The organism is Dyella nitratireducens, from assembly GCF_014642835.1.
Classification (GTDB): domain Bacteria; phylum Pseudomonadota; class Gammaproteobacteria; order Xanthomonadales; family Rhodanobacteraceae; genus Dyella_B; species Dyella_B nitratireducens.
The window spans coordinates 430,617-445,872 of record NZ_BMJA01000003.1 but is presented as its reverse complement, the minus strand read 5'-3'; the positions used below and the strand labels follow the sequence as shown (position 1 = coordinate 445,872).

The 15,256-nt window shown below is 60.6% G+C and carries 13 protein-coding genes; 9 read left to right on the top strand and 4 right to left on the bottom strand.

The genetic code is table 11. From position 1 onward, the window contains the following. The first annotated feature begins 16 nt into the window (after nucleotides 1-16). The 8 genes from der (at nucleotide 17) to tadA (ending at nucleotide 9,480) form a co-directional block, all read left to right on the top strand. Nucleotides 17-1,417 carry a ribosome biogenesis GTPase Der gene (der, locus tag IEX75_RS17795; RefSeq protein WP_188796235.1) on the top strand — a complete coding sequence of 467 codons (1,401 nt, stop codon included), beginning with the start codon at nucleotides 17-19 and terminating at the stop codon, nucleotides 1,415-1,417. A gap of 126 nt (nucleotides 1,418-1,543) precedes the next feature. Next, a complete protein-coding gene (gene moeB, locus IEX75_RS17790) occupies nucleotides 1,544-2,707 on the top strand; it encodes a molybdopterin-synthase adenylyltransferase MoeB (RefSeq protein WP_188796233.1) in 1,164 nt (387 codons plus the stop codon). A gap of 45 nt (nucleotides 2,708-2,752) precedes the next feature. After that, nucleotides 2,753-3,607, top strand: coding sequence for a bifunctional methylenetetrahydrofolate dehydrogenase/methenyltetrahydrofolate cyclohydrolase FolD (folD, locus tag IEX75_RS17785; protein WP_188796231.1), 855 nt, complete (start codon nucleotides 2,753-2,755; stop codon nucleotides 3,605-3,607). A 106-nt stretch (nucleotides 3,608-3,713) separates the two neighbouring features. Then, on the top strand, nucleotides 3,714-5,171 hold the full coding sequence (gene guaB / locus IEX75_RS17780; RefSeq protein WP_188796228.1) for an IMP dehydrogenase: 1,458 nt from the start codon (nucleotides 3,714-3,716) through the stop codon (nucleotides 5,169-5,171). A gap of 184 nt (nucleotides 5,172-5,355) precedes the next feature. Then, complete coding sequence (gene guaA / locus IEX75_RS17775; RefSeq protein ID WP_188796226.1) at nucleotides 5,356-6,936, top strand: glutamine-hydrolyzing GMP synthase; 1,581 nt, start codon at nucleotides 5,356-5,358, stop codon at nucleotides 6,934-6,936. Between the two features lie 186 nt (nucleotides 6,937-7,122). Further along, nucleotides 7,123-7,896: a DUF899 domain-containing protein gene (locus IEX75_RS17770; protein WP_229720935.1), complete on the top strand. Its 774-nt coding sequence runs from the start codon at nucleotides 7,123-7,125 to the stop codon at nucleotides 7,894-7,896. Nucleotides 7,897-7,911: 15 nt separating this feature from the next. Then, a complete protein-coding gene (locus IEX75_RS17765) occupies nucleotides 7,912-8,919 on the top strand; it encodes a zinc-dependent alcohol dehydrogenase family protein (protein ID WP_188796222.1) in 1,008 nt (335 codons plus the stop codon). A gap of 66 nt (nucleotides 8,920-8,985) precedes the next feature. Next, nucleotides 8,986-9,480 (top strand): tRNA adenosine(34) deaminase TadA, encoded by a 495-nt coding sequence (tadA, locus tag IEX75_RS17760; protein WP_188796220.1) that lies wholly within the window; start codon nucleotides 8,986-8,988, stop codon nucleotides 9,478-9,480. Nucleotides 9,481-9,554: 74 nt separating this feature from the next. Here tadA and IEX75_RS17755 read toward each other — a convergent pair whose 3' ends face one another. Then, nucleotides 9,555-10,388, bottom strand: a complete 834-nt coding sequence (locus IEX75_RS17755) for an NAD-dependent protein deacetylase (protein ID WP_188796218.1) — start codon at nucleotides 10,386-10,388, stop codon at nucleotides 9,555-9,557. A 226-nt stretch (nucleotides 10,389-10,614) separates the two neighbouring features. On the opposite strand from IEX75_RS17755, the gene IEX75_RS17750 reads away from it, so the two are divergent. Then, nucleotides 10,615-11,052 carry a universal stress protein gene (locus IEX75_RS17750; protein WP_188796216.1) on the top strand — a complete coding sequence of 146 codons (438 nt, stop codon included), beginning with the start codon at nucleotides 10,615-10,617 and terminating at the stop codon, nucleotides 11,050-11,052. A 6-nt stretch (nucleotides 11,053-11,058) separates the two neighbouring features. Here IEX75_RS17750 and IEX75_RS17745 read toward each other — a convergent pair whose 3' ends face one another. The 3 genes from IEX75_RS17745 to IEX75_RS17735 all read right to left on the bottom strand — a co-directional run bounded on the left by IEX75_RS17745 (nucleotide 11,059) and on the right by IEX75_RS17735 (nucleotide 15,016). Further along, nucleotides 11,059-11,835: a CHAD domain-containing protein gene (locus tag IEX75_RS17745; RefSeq protein WP_229720934.1), complete on the bottom strand. Its 777-nt coding sequence runs from the start codon at nucleotides 11,833-11,835 to the stop codon at nucleotides 11,059-11,061. A 95-nt stretch (nucleotides 11,836-11,930) separates the two neighbouring features. Then, entirely contained in the window at nucleotides 11,931-13,862 is a 1,932-nt protein-coding gene (locus IEX75_RS17740; RefSeq protein ID WP_188796211.1) for a glycosyltransferase family 39 protein, read from the bottom strand. Next, nucleotides 13,859-15,016: a glycosyltransferase gene (locus tag IEX75_RS17735; protein WP_188796209.1), complete on the bottom strand. Its 1,158-nt coding sequence runs from the start codon at nucleotides 15,014-15,016 to the stop codon at nucleotides 13,859-13,861. The genes IEX75_RS17740 and IEX75_RS17735 overlap by 4 nt, the downstream gene beginning before the upstream one ends. Nucleotides 15,017-15,256: the final 240 nt, after the last annotated feature.

Below are 15,256 nucleotides of genomic sequence, written 5' to 3'. Positions count from 1 at the left end.
ACTGGAACCATGTTCCGTGCTGCCCGTCATCGCCCTGGTCGGTCGTCCTAACGTCGGTAAATCGACCCTCTTCAATGCGCTGACGCGCAGCCGCGACGCCCTGGTGGCCGACATGCCGGGCGTCACGCGTGATCGCCACTACGGTGTTTGCCGTACCGGTTCGTATCCCTTCGTCGTGGTCGACACCGGTGGCTTGTCCGGTGTCGAAGAAGGCCTCGATGCACTCACCGCACAGCAGGTGCGCCTCGCCATCGACGAGGCGCAGGTACTGGTGTTCGTGGTCGATGCACGTGACGGTCTGTTGCCGCAAGACCGCAGCATCCTCGATGAGCTGCGCCGCAGCGGCAAACCCATCATAGCCGCGGTCAACAAGACCGATGGCCTCGACGTGCAGCATGCACTGGCCGAGTTTGCCGTGTTCGGTATCGCCCAGACGCTGCCGTTGTCCGCCGCGCATAATCGCGGCATGGAAGAGCTGGTTACCGCTGTGCTGCCGCTGCTTCCGGAAGATGCGCACGAAGAACTCGCACCAGAAGATGAAGGCAGCATCCGCGTCGCCATTGTAGGCCGTCCCAATGCCGGCAAATCCACGTTGATCAACCGTCTGCTCGGCGAAAACCGGCTGATCGTTTCCGATGTCGCCGGTACCACGCGCGATCCGATCCGTGTGCCGCTGGAACGTGATGGCAAGCGTTACACGCTGATCGACACGGCTGGTGTTCGACGCAAGTCGAAAGTCGACGAAGGCGTGGAGAAATTCAGCGTCATCAAGACGCTGCAATCGATGGCTGCGGCGCAAGTCGTCGTGGTGATGGTTGACGCCCGCGAAAATCTTGCCGATCAGGATCTGACCCTGATCGGCCATGCGATTGACGAGGGCAGGGCGCTGGTGATTGCCGTCAACAAGTGGGACGACATGGAGACCTATGCGCGTGAGCAATGCCAGCGCGCGCTTGAGCGCCGGCTCGTGTTTGCCGATTGGGCGAAGCAGGTCTTTATCTCGGCTCTACACGGTTCGGGTTTGCGCGAACTGATGCGTGCGATCGTGCGTGCTCACACATCCGCCACGCGCGAACTCACCTCATCGGATCTCACCCGTACGCTTGAACGCGCCTATCAGGGCTACCAGCCGCCGCTGGTGCGCGGGCACGCACCCAAGCTGCGCTTCGCGCATCCCGGCGGCAGCAATCCGCCAACTATCGTGATTCACGGCAGCCGCACCAAGCACATTGCGCCGGCCTATCGCCGTTACTTGGAAAACTTCTTCCGCCAGCGTTACAAGCTGGAGGGCACGCCGATTCGCATTGATTTTCGCGATGGCGAGAACCCTTTTGCGGGCAGGAAGAACGTGCTGACCGAGGGACAGCAGCGCAAGCGGCAGCGGATGATCCGCGAGATAAAGCGGCGCAAGAAGTAAGGCCAAAACTGCTGCGCTTGTAGGTTGGGGTGCAAACCCCAACGTCGCTGTTACGGGTGGCGTGATGTTGGGATTTGCACCCCAACCTACAGAGGGTGGCCGCCTGTGGCGAGCTAAACTAGCCGAATGAATACCCTCGACCGCGAATCCTGGCTCGCCGATCTACGCCAACGCGTACCCGAGCTTCTCCCTGCCGAAGCCCTGCGCAAGCAGGCCCAAGGTGCCTTGCTGATCGACGTGCGTGAGGACAACGAGCGCGCTACCGGTTCGCCCGTTGGTGCTTTGCCCTTGTCGCGTGGTTTTCTCGAACTACGTATAGAGAGCCAGGAACCCAACCGCGACCGGGAATTACTCACGCTGTGTGGCAGTGGTGTTCGCTCTTTGTTTGCCGCCGAAGCGCTACAGCGCATGGGTTATCGGAATGTTGCTTCCGTGGCCGGTGGCTTCGAGCGCTGGAAACGTGAAGGTCTGCCGATCAGCGCCATGCAGCTCGATATGGATTCCGCAGAACGGTATGCGCGTCAACTGCGTTTGCCACAGGTTGGCGAGGCCGGGCAGCACAAGCTAGGCCAGGCCAACGTCGTCTTGCTGGGGGCAGGTGGTCTCGGTGCGCCTGCCGCGCTCTATCTCGCTGCCGCAGGAGTCGGGCAGCTTACGTTGATCGACGACGATCGTGTCGAGCGCTCCAACCTGCATCGCCAGGTCATCCACGCCGATGCGCGTGTGGGCATGGCTAAGACCGAATCGGCGCGTATGACTTTGAATGCACTCAATCCGCGCGTGAAAGTCGAATTACGTAATGAGCGGCTGCGTGCCGACAACGTCGAGCAGTTGCTACGCGGCCATGATCTGGTGGTTGATGGCGCCGACAATTTCCCCGCGCGCTATCTGCTCGCCGCCGCGACACGGCGCATGAACATGCCCATGGTGTACGGCGCCGTCGAACGATTCACCGGACAGGTTGGTGTCTTTGATCCACGTCGCCATGATTCGCCGTGCTACCGCTGCCTGTTCCCCGAGCCGCCTGATGCAGCCGATGCACCCAATTGCGCCGAGGCCGGTGTGCTGGGCGTGCTGCCAGGCATCGTGGGGCTGCTGCAGGCCACCGAAGCGTTGAAGCTGATCCTTGGCATCGGTGAACCGCTGGTCGGGCGGCTGCTGTCCTTCGATGCCCTGGGCATGCGTTTTCGCGAAACGCGGTTGCCGCGCGATCCGGCTTGTCCGGGATGTGGATCGACAGCTCAGTTTCGCGGATACGAAGATATCGAGCGGTTCTGCTCAGCGGGCTGATGCCACGGCATGGGATAATGCGCGCTTTGCAAGCCAGGACCGACCATGAGCGCACGCATACTCGACGGCAAACGCATCGCGCAGGAACTGCTGGATCGCATCGCCAAGCGCGTTAGCGAACGCAAAGCACTGGGCAAAGTAGAGCCTGGCCTGGCCGTGGTGCTGGTCGGGACCGATGCGGCATCCTCCGTGTACGTGCGCAACAAGCGCAAAGCCTGCCACCAAGTGGGCTTCCGCTCCTTCGATTACGACCTGCCGGCCACCGCCACGCAGGACGAACTGTTTGCGCTGATCGACAAGCTCAACGCCGATCCGGCCATCCACGGCATCCTGGTGCAATCACCGTTGCCGGATCACATCGATGAAGACGCGCTGGTCGATCGCATCGATCCCAGCAAGGATGTCGATGGCTTTCAGGCCGTCAATGTCGGTCGCCTCGCTTTACGCCGTTTCGGCTTGCGCCCCTGTACGCCGCGAGGCGTGATGACCCTGCTTGGACACACCGATCGTCCAGTGCGCGGACAGCATGCGGTGGTCGTGGGCGTTTCCAATCATGTCGGTCGTCCATTGGCATTGGAGCTGTTGATCGCCGGTTGCACCACCACGTGCTGTCATCGTTTTACCCGTGATCTGGAAACCTACGTGCGCCAGGCCGACATCCTGGTGGTAGCAGTCGGCAAGCCGGGCCTGGTGAAAGGCGAATGGGTGAAGCCCGGTGCGGTGGTGGTTGACGTGGGCATCAATCGTCTGGATGACGGGCGTCTTGTCGGCGATGTGGAGTTCGGCCCTGCCACCGAACGCGCCAGTTGGATCACGCCGGTGCCCGGTGGCGTGGGGCCGATGACGGTGGCCACATTGATGGAAAACACTTTGGAAGCTGCTGAAGCGCGCGATGTGTAAGTGCTTTTCCCTCTTCCCGTAGAGGAGAGGGGGTGAAGAGCTAAAGCAAAACTCGCGCCGCGCCTGACTCCCGCGTATAATCCTCTCTTTGCAGCGGGACTTTTCCATGCGCATCCTCGCCGAGGCCCTTACTTACGACGACGTCTACCTCGTCCCGGCCCATTCCCAAGTCTTGCCGCGCGATGTGGATACCTCCACGCGACTCACGCGGAACCTCCGCCTGAACATTCCGATCGTGTCCGCTGCGATGGATACGGTTACCGAAGCCCGCCTCGCCATCACCATGGCTCAGAACGGCGGCATCGGCATCATCCACAAGAACATGACTGCCGAGCAGCAGGCCGCCGAAGTGCGTCTGGTGAAGAAGTTCGAAGCCGGCGTCATTCGCAGCCCGATTACCGTGACGCCGCACACCTCGATTCGCGATGTGCTCAAACTCACCAGTGCACACAACATTTCCGGTGTGCCGGTGGTGGAAGGGGAGCAACTGGTCGGCATCGTCACCAGCCGCGATCTGCGCTTCGAGCGCAAGCATGACGATCCGGTGCGCAACATCATGACGCGCCAGGACAAGCTGGTCACCGTGAAGGAAGGCGCAAGCCAGGACGAAGTACTGCAACTGCTGCACAAGAACCGCATCGAAAAAGTGCTGGTGGTGAACGACGCGTTCCAACTGCGCGGCCTGATCACCGTCAAGGACATCCAGAAAGCACGCGACAACCCCAACGCCGCCAAGGATGCGCATGAGCGCTTGCTCGTCGGTGCCGCTGTCGGTGTAGGTGGCGATACCGAGCAGCGCGTCGCAGCGCTGGTCGAAGCGGGCGTGGACGTGATCGTGGTGGATACCGCGCATGGCCATTCGCAAGGTGTGATCGAACGTGCTGCCTGGGTGAAGAAGAATTTCCCGCAAGTGCAGTTGATTGCCGGCAACATCGTCACCGGCGATGCCGCGCTGGCTCTGCGTGATGCCGGCGCCGATGCGGTGAAGGTTGGCGTAGGCCCGGGTTCGATTTGCACCACGCGCGTCGTCGCTGGCGTAGGTGTGCCGCAGATCACCGCCATCGACATGGTGGCTAGCGCGCTGAAGGACAGCATCCCGCTGATCGCCGACGGCGGCATTCGTTACTCGGGCGATATTCCGAAGGCCCTGGCGGCTGGCGCATCCACGGTGATGCTCGGCTCCATGTTTGCCGGCACCGAAGAATCGCCGGGTGAAGTGGAGCTGTTCCAGGGCCGCTCCTACAAGAGCTATCGCGGGATGGGCTCGCTCGGCGCGATGGCGCTGGGTTCCAAGGATCGCTACTTCCAGGAAGAAGCCGACGCCGACAAGCTGGTGCCGGAAGGCATCGAAGGCCGCGTGCCGTACCGTGGTCCGCTGCGCAACATCATTCACCAATTGATCGGTGGTCTGCGCGCGTCGATGGGTTATCTCGGTGCGGCGACGATCGAGGACGTGCGCAACAAAGCGCAGTTCGTCAAGGTCACCTCAGCTGGCGTTACCGAAGCACATCCGCACGATATCCAGATTACGAAGGAAGCGCCGAATTACCGGCTCAATTCGTGATCGACACGAGCGTTCTATCGCGCGTCATTCCGGCGAACGCCGGAATCCAGTTTGGTACGCGTGCGAAGCACCCAAAGTCGGTTTTGAGTGCTTCGCACGACGTGTTTCCACTGGGTTCCGGTCTGCGCCAGGATGACGGTGGGGCGTTTGCAACCTTCTTCCTTACACCTTAGATCTCGCTGCCATGACCAACATCCACAGCGACAAAATCCTCATTCTCGATTTCGGCGCGCAGTACACGCAGCTTATTGCGCGGCGTATTCGCGAAATCGGTGTCTACTGCGAAATCTGGGCATGGGACCATAACCCCGCTGAGATCGCCGCGTTCGGTGCCAAGGGCATCATTCTTTCCGGTGGTCCGGAATCGACCACCGTGCACGGTGCACCCAAAGCGCCGCAGGAAGTGTTCGATTCAGGTTTGCCGATTCTCGGCATCTGCTACGGCATGCAAACGCTCGCTGCACAGCTGGGCGGTGCTACCGAGGCCGCCGATGCACGTGAATTCGGTCATGCGTGCGTGAATGTGGTCTCGCCGGACAAGTTGCTAAGTGGAATTAGTGATCACGATTCCTTCCAGGCGCTGGACGTCTGGATGAGTCACGGCGATCACGTCGCCAAAGCGCCGCCTGGTTTCACCGTCACCGCTGTTACCGACCGCATTCCGGTTGCCGCGATGTCGAACGAAGCCAAGCGCTGGTATGGCGTGCAATTCCATCCGGAAGTGACGCACACCAAACAGGGCACTGCGCTCCTCAAGCGCTTCATCACCGACATCTGCGGCTGCCAGACGCTGTGGACCGCCGCGCACATCATCGAGGACCAGATCGCCCGCGTGCGTGAGCAGGTTGGCAAGGATCACGTGCTGCTCGGTCTTTCCGGTGGCGTGGACTCCTCGGTGGTTGCCGCGTTGCTGCATCGCGCGATCGGCGACCAGCTCACCTGCGTCTTCGTCGATACCGGCCTGCTGCGCTGGCAGGAAGGCGACCAGGTGATGGCCACCATGGCTGAGCACATGGGCGTCAAGGTGATCCGTGTCAACGCCGCAGAGCGCTACTTCAAGGCGCTGGAAGGCGTGGCTGATCCGGAAGCCAAGCGCAAGATCATCGGCCGCCTGTTCGTGGAGATCTTCGACGAGGAATCGGCCAAGGTCACCGCTGTGGGCAACGGTCAGGTGAAGTGGCTGGCCCAGGGCACCATCTATCCTGACGTGATCGAATCGGCCGGCAGCAAGACCGGCAAGGCTCATGTGATCAAGAGCCACCACAACGTCGGCGGCCTGCCGGACCACATGAAGCTCAAGCTGGTCGAACCACTGCGCGAGCTGTTCAAGGACGAGGTGCGACGCATCGGCGTCGAACTTGGCCTGCCCCGCGACATGGTCTACCGCCACCCGTTCCCCGGCCCGGGCCTTGGCGTACGCATCCTGGGCGAGGTAAAGCCCGAATATGCTGAGCTGCTGGCCCGCGCCGATGCCATCTTCATCGAGGAGCTGCGCAAGGCCGATCTCTACGACCAGGTCAGCCAGGCTTTTGCTGTGTTCCTCCCAGTAAAGTCGGTCGGCGTAGTAGGCGACGCTCGTGCTTACGAATGGGTGATCGCGCTGCGCGCCGTCGAAACCATCGATTTCATGACCGCGCACTGGGCCGAGTTGCCATACAGCTTCCTTGGCAACGTATCCAACCGGATCATCAACGAGATACGCGGTGTTTCTCGCGTGGTTTATGACATAAGCGGCAAGCCGCCGGCCACGATCGAGTGGGAGTGAGTTAAACAGTAAGGGCGCCGCAGGGCGCCCTTACTGCGTTTGCGAGACTTTGTGCCAGGGAGAGTATCGCAGCTCTATGGCTCGCGCGCCCGTGAGCTCAGGACAACAATCCCGCCACACTTGTCACTCCCATCCTTCGCGCGACCGCGAGCACTATCGTCTCCTGCACAGCACGCGGAGATGACCATGAGCACATCGTCGGAAAAGAAGGGGAACCTTGGCACCATGAAGACGCCACCGGTCGTCTCGCCTCAGGAGTGGGAGGCCGCGCGCCAAGCGATGCTGGTGAAGGAAAAGGCCTTCACTCACGCTCGCGACAAACTTGCGGCGGAGCGGCGGCGCATGCCGTGGACGGCCGTGGAGAAGACCTATTCCTTCGAAGGGCCTCACGGCAAAGTCAGCTTGCTCGATCTGTTCGAAGACCGTCGGCAGTTGATCGTCTATCGCGCTTTCTACGAGCCTGGCGTGCATGGCTGGCCTGATCAAGCCTGCCGTGGCTGCTCGTTGGGCGCTGATCAGGTTGCGCATCTCGCGCATTTGAACGCGCGCGACACCACGCTGGTTTATGCCTCCCGTGCGCCGCAGGCCGATATTGCCCGCTTAAAAGTGCGGATGGGCTGGGAGATGCCCTGGTACACGATCACCGACAGTTTCGATGCGGATTTCGGCGTGGACCAATGGCACGGCCACAACGTGTTCATTCGCGACGGCGACAAACTGTTTCGCACTTACTTCATCAACAACCGAGGCGACGAAGCGATGGGGACGACCTGGAGCTATCTCGATCTCACCCCGCTCGGCCGCCAGGAAACGTGGGAGGACTCACCCGAAGGCTACCCGCAGACCCCGCCCTACAAATGGTGGAATTGGCACGACAACTATGTCGCCAATGCGGAACCCGACAAGAAATGGGTCGAGGTTTCCGAGGCCGGCGAAGCCGCGTTCCGCAAACGCGACTGAATAGGGAACTATCCGATGAGACTTGTGAGGCTCAGTGCGCCAGCGGGCTTGGAAAATCTCAAGCTGGTCGAGGAAGACTCTCCCTCCAAGCCAAAGCGCGGGGAATTGCTGGTGAGGATCCGCGCGTGTTCGTTGAACTTCCACGACTACATGGTGGCACTAGGCAGAAAGCCCACCGCTGACGGACGTATCCCTTTGTCTGATGGTGCAGGAGAAGTCGTTGCGGTTGGCGACGATGTACATGAGTTCCATGTCGGCGACGCTGTCGTAAGCACTTACTGGCCCCATTGGCTGGGCGGCGAGCCGACACCTGCCACCAAGACAGGGGAATTGGGTGACGATATCGACGGCTATGCCCGCGAATACGCATGCATGCCATCGCACGCTTTCACCAAGGCACCAGCCGGATATACACATGTCGAGGCGGCGACCCTCACCTGCGCTGGCGTCACAGCTTGGCGAAGCCTGGTGGTATGCGGCCGGGTGAAGCCCGGTGACACAGTGCTTATCCTTGGAACAGGTGGCGTATCGCTGTTCGCACTGCAATTCGCTAAAGCGGCAGGTGCTCGAGTGATTGCTACGTCTTCCTCCGAGCAGAAGCTGGAAAAACTAAAACATCTCGGCGCGGACATGCTGATCAACTACAAGGCTGTGCCAGATTGGGGGCGGAAGGCCAAGGAACTCACCGACGGACGCGGTGTGGATCATGTGGTTGAGGTCGGTGGGCCTGGCACCTTGGCCCAGTCGATAGCCGCCTGCAGGATGGGTGGACATATCGCCCTGGTCGGTATCCTCACTGGCTTTGCTGGAGAGGTATCGATTCCAGCGCTATTTTCAAACCAGATCCGCATCAGCGGGATCTCCATCGGCAGCCGGACAGATCAAGAGGATATGGTTCGCGCATTGACGGCACATTCCTTGAAGCCTCTTGTCGACCGCAGCTTTCAGCTACCGGAAATCGCTGCTGCGTTTCAGCATTACAAATCGCAGAACCACTTTGGCAAGGTTTGCCTTGAGCTCTAAGTCGGTGCAGCGAACCTGTATCATTTGCCCATCTGCCGATTTTTAAGCATCACATAAACCACCGAAATGGCTGACGAATCTAGCCAAAACCAAGTCTTGCCTGAGTTCAGCGCGGAAGATGAAACCTACATGCGGCGTGCGCTGCAGCTCGCTGAGCATGCCCGTGATGCCGAGAACGAGGTGCCGGTAGGCGCCGTGCTGGTGCAGGATGGACAGATTGTAGGGCTGGGTTGGAACCGCAATATCACCTTGCACGATCCCACCGCCCACGCGGAGATCATGGCCTTGCGTGCAGCGGGGGAAAAACTGGCGAATTACCGCATCGTCGATGCCACTCTATACGTCACCTTGGAACCTTGCGCGATGTGTGCGATGGCGCTGGTGCATGCGCGGGTGGCGCGCGTGGTGTACGGCACGATGGATCCCAAGACCGGTGCAGCCGGCAGTGTGTTCGATACCTTGATTTCCGACCTGCACAACCACCGCATCGAGGTGCAGGGTGGTTTGTTCGCCAACGAATCGGCGGCACTGTTACGCGATTTCTTTCGTGCGCGCCGCTGAGCGTCCGTAGGTTGGGGTGTAAACCCCAACATTGGAATACATCTGGATGGTGATGTTGGGGTTTGCACCCCAACCTACAAAAAGGCCAAGGCCTCCGCGCAAGAGCGTTCCACTTTCAAGCTCAGCAGCGAATCGGCGCGTGTACGTCCCAGATTGATCGCGGCAATCGGCTTGCCGGCCTTGGCGGTAGCGTGCGCAAAACGGTAGCCGGAAAACACCATCAGTGAGGAACCCACCACCAGCATGGCATCGGCGGCCTCCAATGCCTGCATGGCCGTTGCCACGCGGTCGCGCGGCACGTTCTCGCCGAAGAACACCACATCCGGTTTGAGTAGGCCGCCGCAACGCGGGCAGGGCGCTATCGTGAAGTTGCTGAAATCATGGCCGTCGAGATCCGCGTCGCCATCCGGCGCGTCGGCGGCATCGAGCCTGGCCCAGGCCGGGTTGAGTTCCAGCAAGGTTTGTTGCAGCGCGTGGCGTGGCGACCGATGTTCGCAACCCATGCAGCGCACGGTATCCAATCGCCCGTGCAGGTCCACCACATTGCGGTTTCCCGCCTGCTGGTGCAGGCCATCCACGTTCTGCGTCAGCAGCAGTGCCAACTTGCCAAGCTGCTCCAGCCGAGCCAAGGCGTGATGCGTGGCGTTCGGCAAGGCCTTGCCGAAGCGCCGCCAGCCGACCAGGCTGCGCGCCCAATAGCGTTTGCGGGTGAGTTCTTCACCCATGAACGCCTGATAGGTCACTGGCTGGGAGCGTTTCCAGCCACCGTTGGTATCGCGGTAGTCCGGAATACCCGAATCCGTGCTGCAGCCGGCACCGGTCAGTACGAACAGGCGGCGATGCTTCTCGATGAAGCGCTGCAATTCGCCATCATTCACGGTTTGGGACACCGTTTCCGCCAGCGTCATGATTACCTCAGGGTGCAAAGATGGCTCAAAAATGGGGTGCGGGCAGTCTTAACACAAGCGAAAACTGCCAGGCACCGGTGACGCATGCTTCATGCTGTCCCATTGGCGGGGTGTAATATCCCAATCAAGTCGGGCCAGGTCGGCGATTTGCCAGTCGCAGCCATGGCCGACGCAGCCACGAATGAAAACAATGCGCTCGGTGGGGTTTCTTCCCAAAGGAGGCATCATGTTTTCGCATATCCTGGTTCCCACCGATGGCTCCGACCAAGCCATGCATGCTGCGGAAATCGGCATCGACCTGGCGCGTTCACTCGGTGCCCGTATCTACGCCTTTCATGTCCTGGCGCCGCTTGCTGCGGTGGCGTATTTCTCCGACGTCATCCGGCATCGGGAAGATTCGCATACGGAGCGTGCCGTGACACGCGCGCAGCAGCGGCTGGCCGAGATCGAAGCCATGGCGAACCAAGCCGGTGTGGCATGTCATGGCGGATATGCGTTCGATCATCGCCCCTACACGGCTATCGTTGGCGCAGCCAAAATGCAGCATTGCGACCTGATCGTGATGAGCATGCATGGTTATGCCACGCTCGATCGCATGCTGCTGGGTAGCGAAACGAACAGGGTATTGGGCTGCTGCGATATTCCTGTGCTGGTGTGCCACTGAGTGACATCAGGCATGAAGCTCGGCCTCCGACCAGCTTGCCGACTTCGACTTCAATTCCTGGCGTAGTGCCAGCACTTTGGCGGAATTTGGCAGCTGTTTGACGGCGTCCAGGAAAATCTGAAAGTCCTGGCGCCATCCGAGTTGGTCGGTCACCGCGGATAGGTGCTTGGCTTGCTCGCCATATTGCTGCGTGCGGTGTTTCTTCATGCCCGCCATGCGACGCGCCTTGCGCAGGAATTCGAGCTGATAGCGAAGCTTTCGCGCCCGCCGCCGCCAACGGTGCGAAGCGGCGGGCGTACGCAACGCAAGCGCTTTCCTGCGTGCTTTCTTCACGCGGCGCTTGCTGTGTTTCAACGTTTGTATGGCAAGGGAAGGGCGGATGTCATGCCATGACAGCGCATGGATAGCCGCGACGATACGTTGTGCCTCGACGCGCCGCTGGCGCCAATGCGGATCTTGTTTGAGTGCGTGATCGATCATCTGTTCACAGCGACGCTCGAGCGCCTGGAGCACCGGGCGAGTGATGGACGTTTCGTGCGCCGTGGCCAGCAGTTTCGCCGTGCGCACGGCCATATGCGCATCGCGCAGGGGAGCAAGACTGTGTGCCAGCTCCCGCAAGCCATGATCCACCGCATCAGTCGGTTGCTCGGGTGGCAGCAAGGGCAAGATGCTGCGCAGGCGGCGGCAGGATTTGCGTGCCTCGTGAATGCCTTCCTGCCGCTGCTTGCGCATGGCCAGCGCACGCAGCAAGCGGCGGCACTCGCGCGTTGCGAGCGTGCTCAAGGCTGAGCCTAAGCTTGGCAGGCTGTCGTGCTTGGTCTTATTGATCATCCCAGACAGTCTCCGGGAAAAGCCCGAGTTTTTCGCTCAGGTGACCATCATAACTGCCCGTTGACCTTTCCTGCAGATGTCGGCGGCGGCAGAGGGCTGCAGCCGGGATAGGTCGGATCAGGCCATACATCCCAGTTGGACTTGGTCACCGGTGCATCGCAGGTCAAACGATGCACGGCCAGGAAATCCTGGTGCACCGGCTCTTTCTTTTCCTTCGGGTTCCAGCGCTGGATGGCGAAAATATCCACCTGATACACAGGCTGTGTTGGGTTCGTATACGTGGTGAGGTATTGCACCACGATGCGATCGCCCAGCGTTGCAGCATTTTGCTTGTTCAACGGAACGTTTGGCGTTACCGGTGGCGCGACCTGTGTGCTGGGAGTGGCGGCTGGGATCGCGAGATAAACATAACCTCCCGGCACCTCTTCCCATCGCAGTTGTCGCGGCTGATAGTCGATGAATTGCTGCATCAGCACGCGCCGCGGCGCAATGCCTGGCTGGCGCGCGAGATCCAAGGCGATCTTCAGCGCAGATGTTTCATCAAGATCATGGATGCCCCAAGCCAGCAAGCTGCAACCGCCGGTATCGGCGTTGGCAGCACGCGATGCGAACAACGGCGGCAGCTCCGCTACGGGATGGCGCGCGGCCACTTCGGCAGGCATGTATGCGCGGATCGGCGTGCCGGCTGGCATGTAGTAGCCGAAGAAATCATTCGCAGCGAGTGCGCGGAAGTAGGGTGAGGCATGGCCGAAGCGATACGGGAGAATCGCCGGCACAAGCTGTCCTGCGCAGCCTGGCAATTGCGAAACGTACTGGGCCGAAGCACGCCAGTTTTCGCGTCGCGGCAATTCGCGCCCCGGCAACCGATGCAGATAACTGCCGACCAGCAGCATGCCAAGCACAGCGACCACCACGCTGCCACGTGTGTATCCGCGTGGCCCGGCGGCATCGTAGAGACGCCCCACCAGCACCCAGGCGAACGGTATGCAAGTAAGCAGATTGCGATCCGAAAACGATGGCGCAACGGCCAGTGACACACCGATACCGCAAGCGATCACGCCAACGAGTACGAAAGCAGCCAGGTTTGTAGCCCAGCGCGTACTCTGCTCGTCATGCACGAAATAGCCTTCGCCCGTCGTCTTTTGCCGGATGCCGAACAGGATCAGCAGCACGGTCACCACGATCACCTGCCGCTGCATCAGCCCGTAGAACGCATAGCGGATCTGTTGCTTGAAGAATCCGGTGCTGTTGTCGAACCACAGACCCTGCAGATCCTGCTGCGAGGAGTGGATCATCATCCGGTAATACGCAACGTTGAACGCGAGTATCGCCAGACCGGTGACAACCAGTGCGGCGCGAATACGCCAGGAAGGCAGGCTGAGCAACAGAAACAGCAGCACCATGCCGGTTGCCAGCAATAGATAAGCGTGGGTGAGGCTGGCAATCAGACCCAGCAGGCTCAGTGCCAGCCAATGCGCAAGCGGAAAGTCTGTGCGCACCTGCGCACGGCGGCGGAAGGCGATAGCCAAGGATAGAAGGCCGGCGGACAGCGCAAAGCACAAGGCATAGCTGCGCGCATTCTGCGATTGCTCAAACCAAAACTCGGAAACGCCAGCCACCGCGCATGCAAACGCGATTGCCGTGCGGCTCAACACGCGGCGCATTCCAAACGCGAAAATAAAAATCGACGCGACCGCAAACAACGCGCTAGGCAGGCGCAAGGCGATTTCCGAGAGGCCGGCCAAGCGCGTCCACGCATACAGCATGAAGTAATACAGCGGCGGATGCGTATCGGTCAGCGCGCGGTGAAATACCTCGCCGAGACCACCGTTGTGGTGAATCAGGTAAACCGTGAACAGCTCATCGATCCACAAACTGCTGGCGGAAAGCCCTGCAAAGGCTCCGGCGCAAGCGATCAGTGCGATCAATCCATAGACGACGGCCTGCCAGCGGGCTGGCGCCCGCAATCCATCATTCACGCACGCGCTCCCGCATGGATGCCTAGGTAGTAGCGGGATTCCGCCAACAGCAAGCCTGCCAAAACAGCGATAGCCCATGGGCAATGAGCCAGGCACAGCGCGATGGCGAAACCTGCGTTCAAAGGTATGTCACTCCAGCGGCTCAGGCAGAACATCAGCCATCGTTGATGCAGCTCATACGCATGGGAAGGGCGGCGCGATCGGGGCGTCATCAGCAGGTTCACGCCGAAACGGCCGGCAAGGCCAAGGCCCACCGATAGCAATACCGCCAGCCACAACGGCATGGCAAGTTTCAGCAACACGCCGAGTGTGAGCCACTGCACGCAGAGTGCGCTCAGCGCCGCCATGCCGCCCATCAGTGCGGACGCGGTGAAGCGCCCTTGTGTGCGTTTTTCGATCAGCAGCGCGATCAAGTCGATGACCACACGTGTATCCAACTTCGATTCGCCGCCCGCGCGGGCACGCAACAACGTGGGAACCTGCGCGGTATGCGGTTTTCTTGCGCCGGAGGCGACCACGTCGATCAGGATCTTGAAGCCCAGGCCGGACAAGTTGCGCCGAACTTGCGTATACCAGTCGCGGCTCATTGCAAAGCAGCCGCTCAGCGGATCGGCTAGCGGCACGCCCAGCGTGACATCGGTAAGCCAGGTGCCGGCGCGGCTAAGCCGATGCCGCAACCCATGCAGGCCGGAACGGGAGTCGTCCAGATAGCGGCTGGCTACGGCGACGTCGACGTTCGGATTGGCGAGCTTTTCGACCAGCGCCCTGATCAGTGCAGGATCATGCTGGCCATCGCCATCCATGATCGCCAGGATACGGCCCTGGGCGACATCCCAGCCCTTGATGGCTGCCGACGACAACCCGCTAGCCATATAGCGGCGCACCAGCCGCACTTCCGGGTGTTCAGCGGCATAGGTATCCACCACGTCGGCGGTACGGTTGTCGGCTGAGTCGTCCACCACGATGATTTCGTGGCTGATACCTTTCAAATGGTCATCGAGCTCGCGCAGCACGCCGCCAATGGCTTCATGCTCGTCCAAGGTACAGATGACGAGGGAAAGGGTAGGCACATCCTGTGGAACGATCTCTCCTGAGTAGTTGCGGGTTTCAGGCGTTGGTGCCGCCGTGACCGCTTGAACGAGCAATGTTTCCACGCACTAGGCCGCCATGACAGTAGCTGACGAAAAGTAAACGTACAGATCGACGCCTTGTTGACCGAGGCGTCGCAACGTGTGTCCTGTACGGATCCCCCCGTTCGGCGGCGCGGTATGGCTATCGCACGCCGATTGTGAAGCAGGATTCTGGCAGAAAAGCCTTGATTGGGCCTTTCTTCACAATTAATCCTCAGTGTTCTTGGCGTGGAATGCGATGGAGATCGCAGGTTCCTGAGGTAT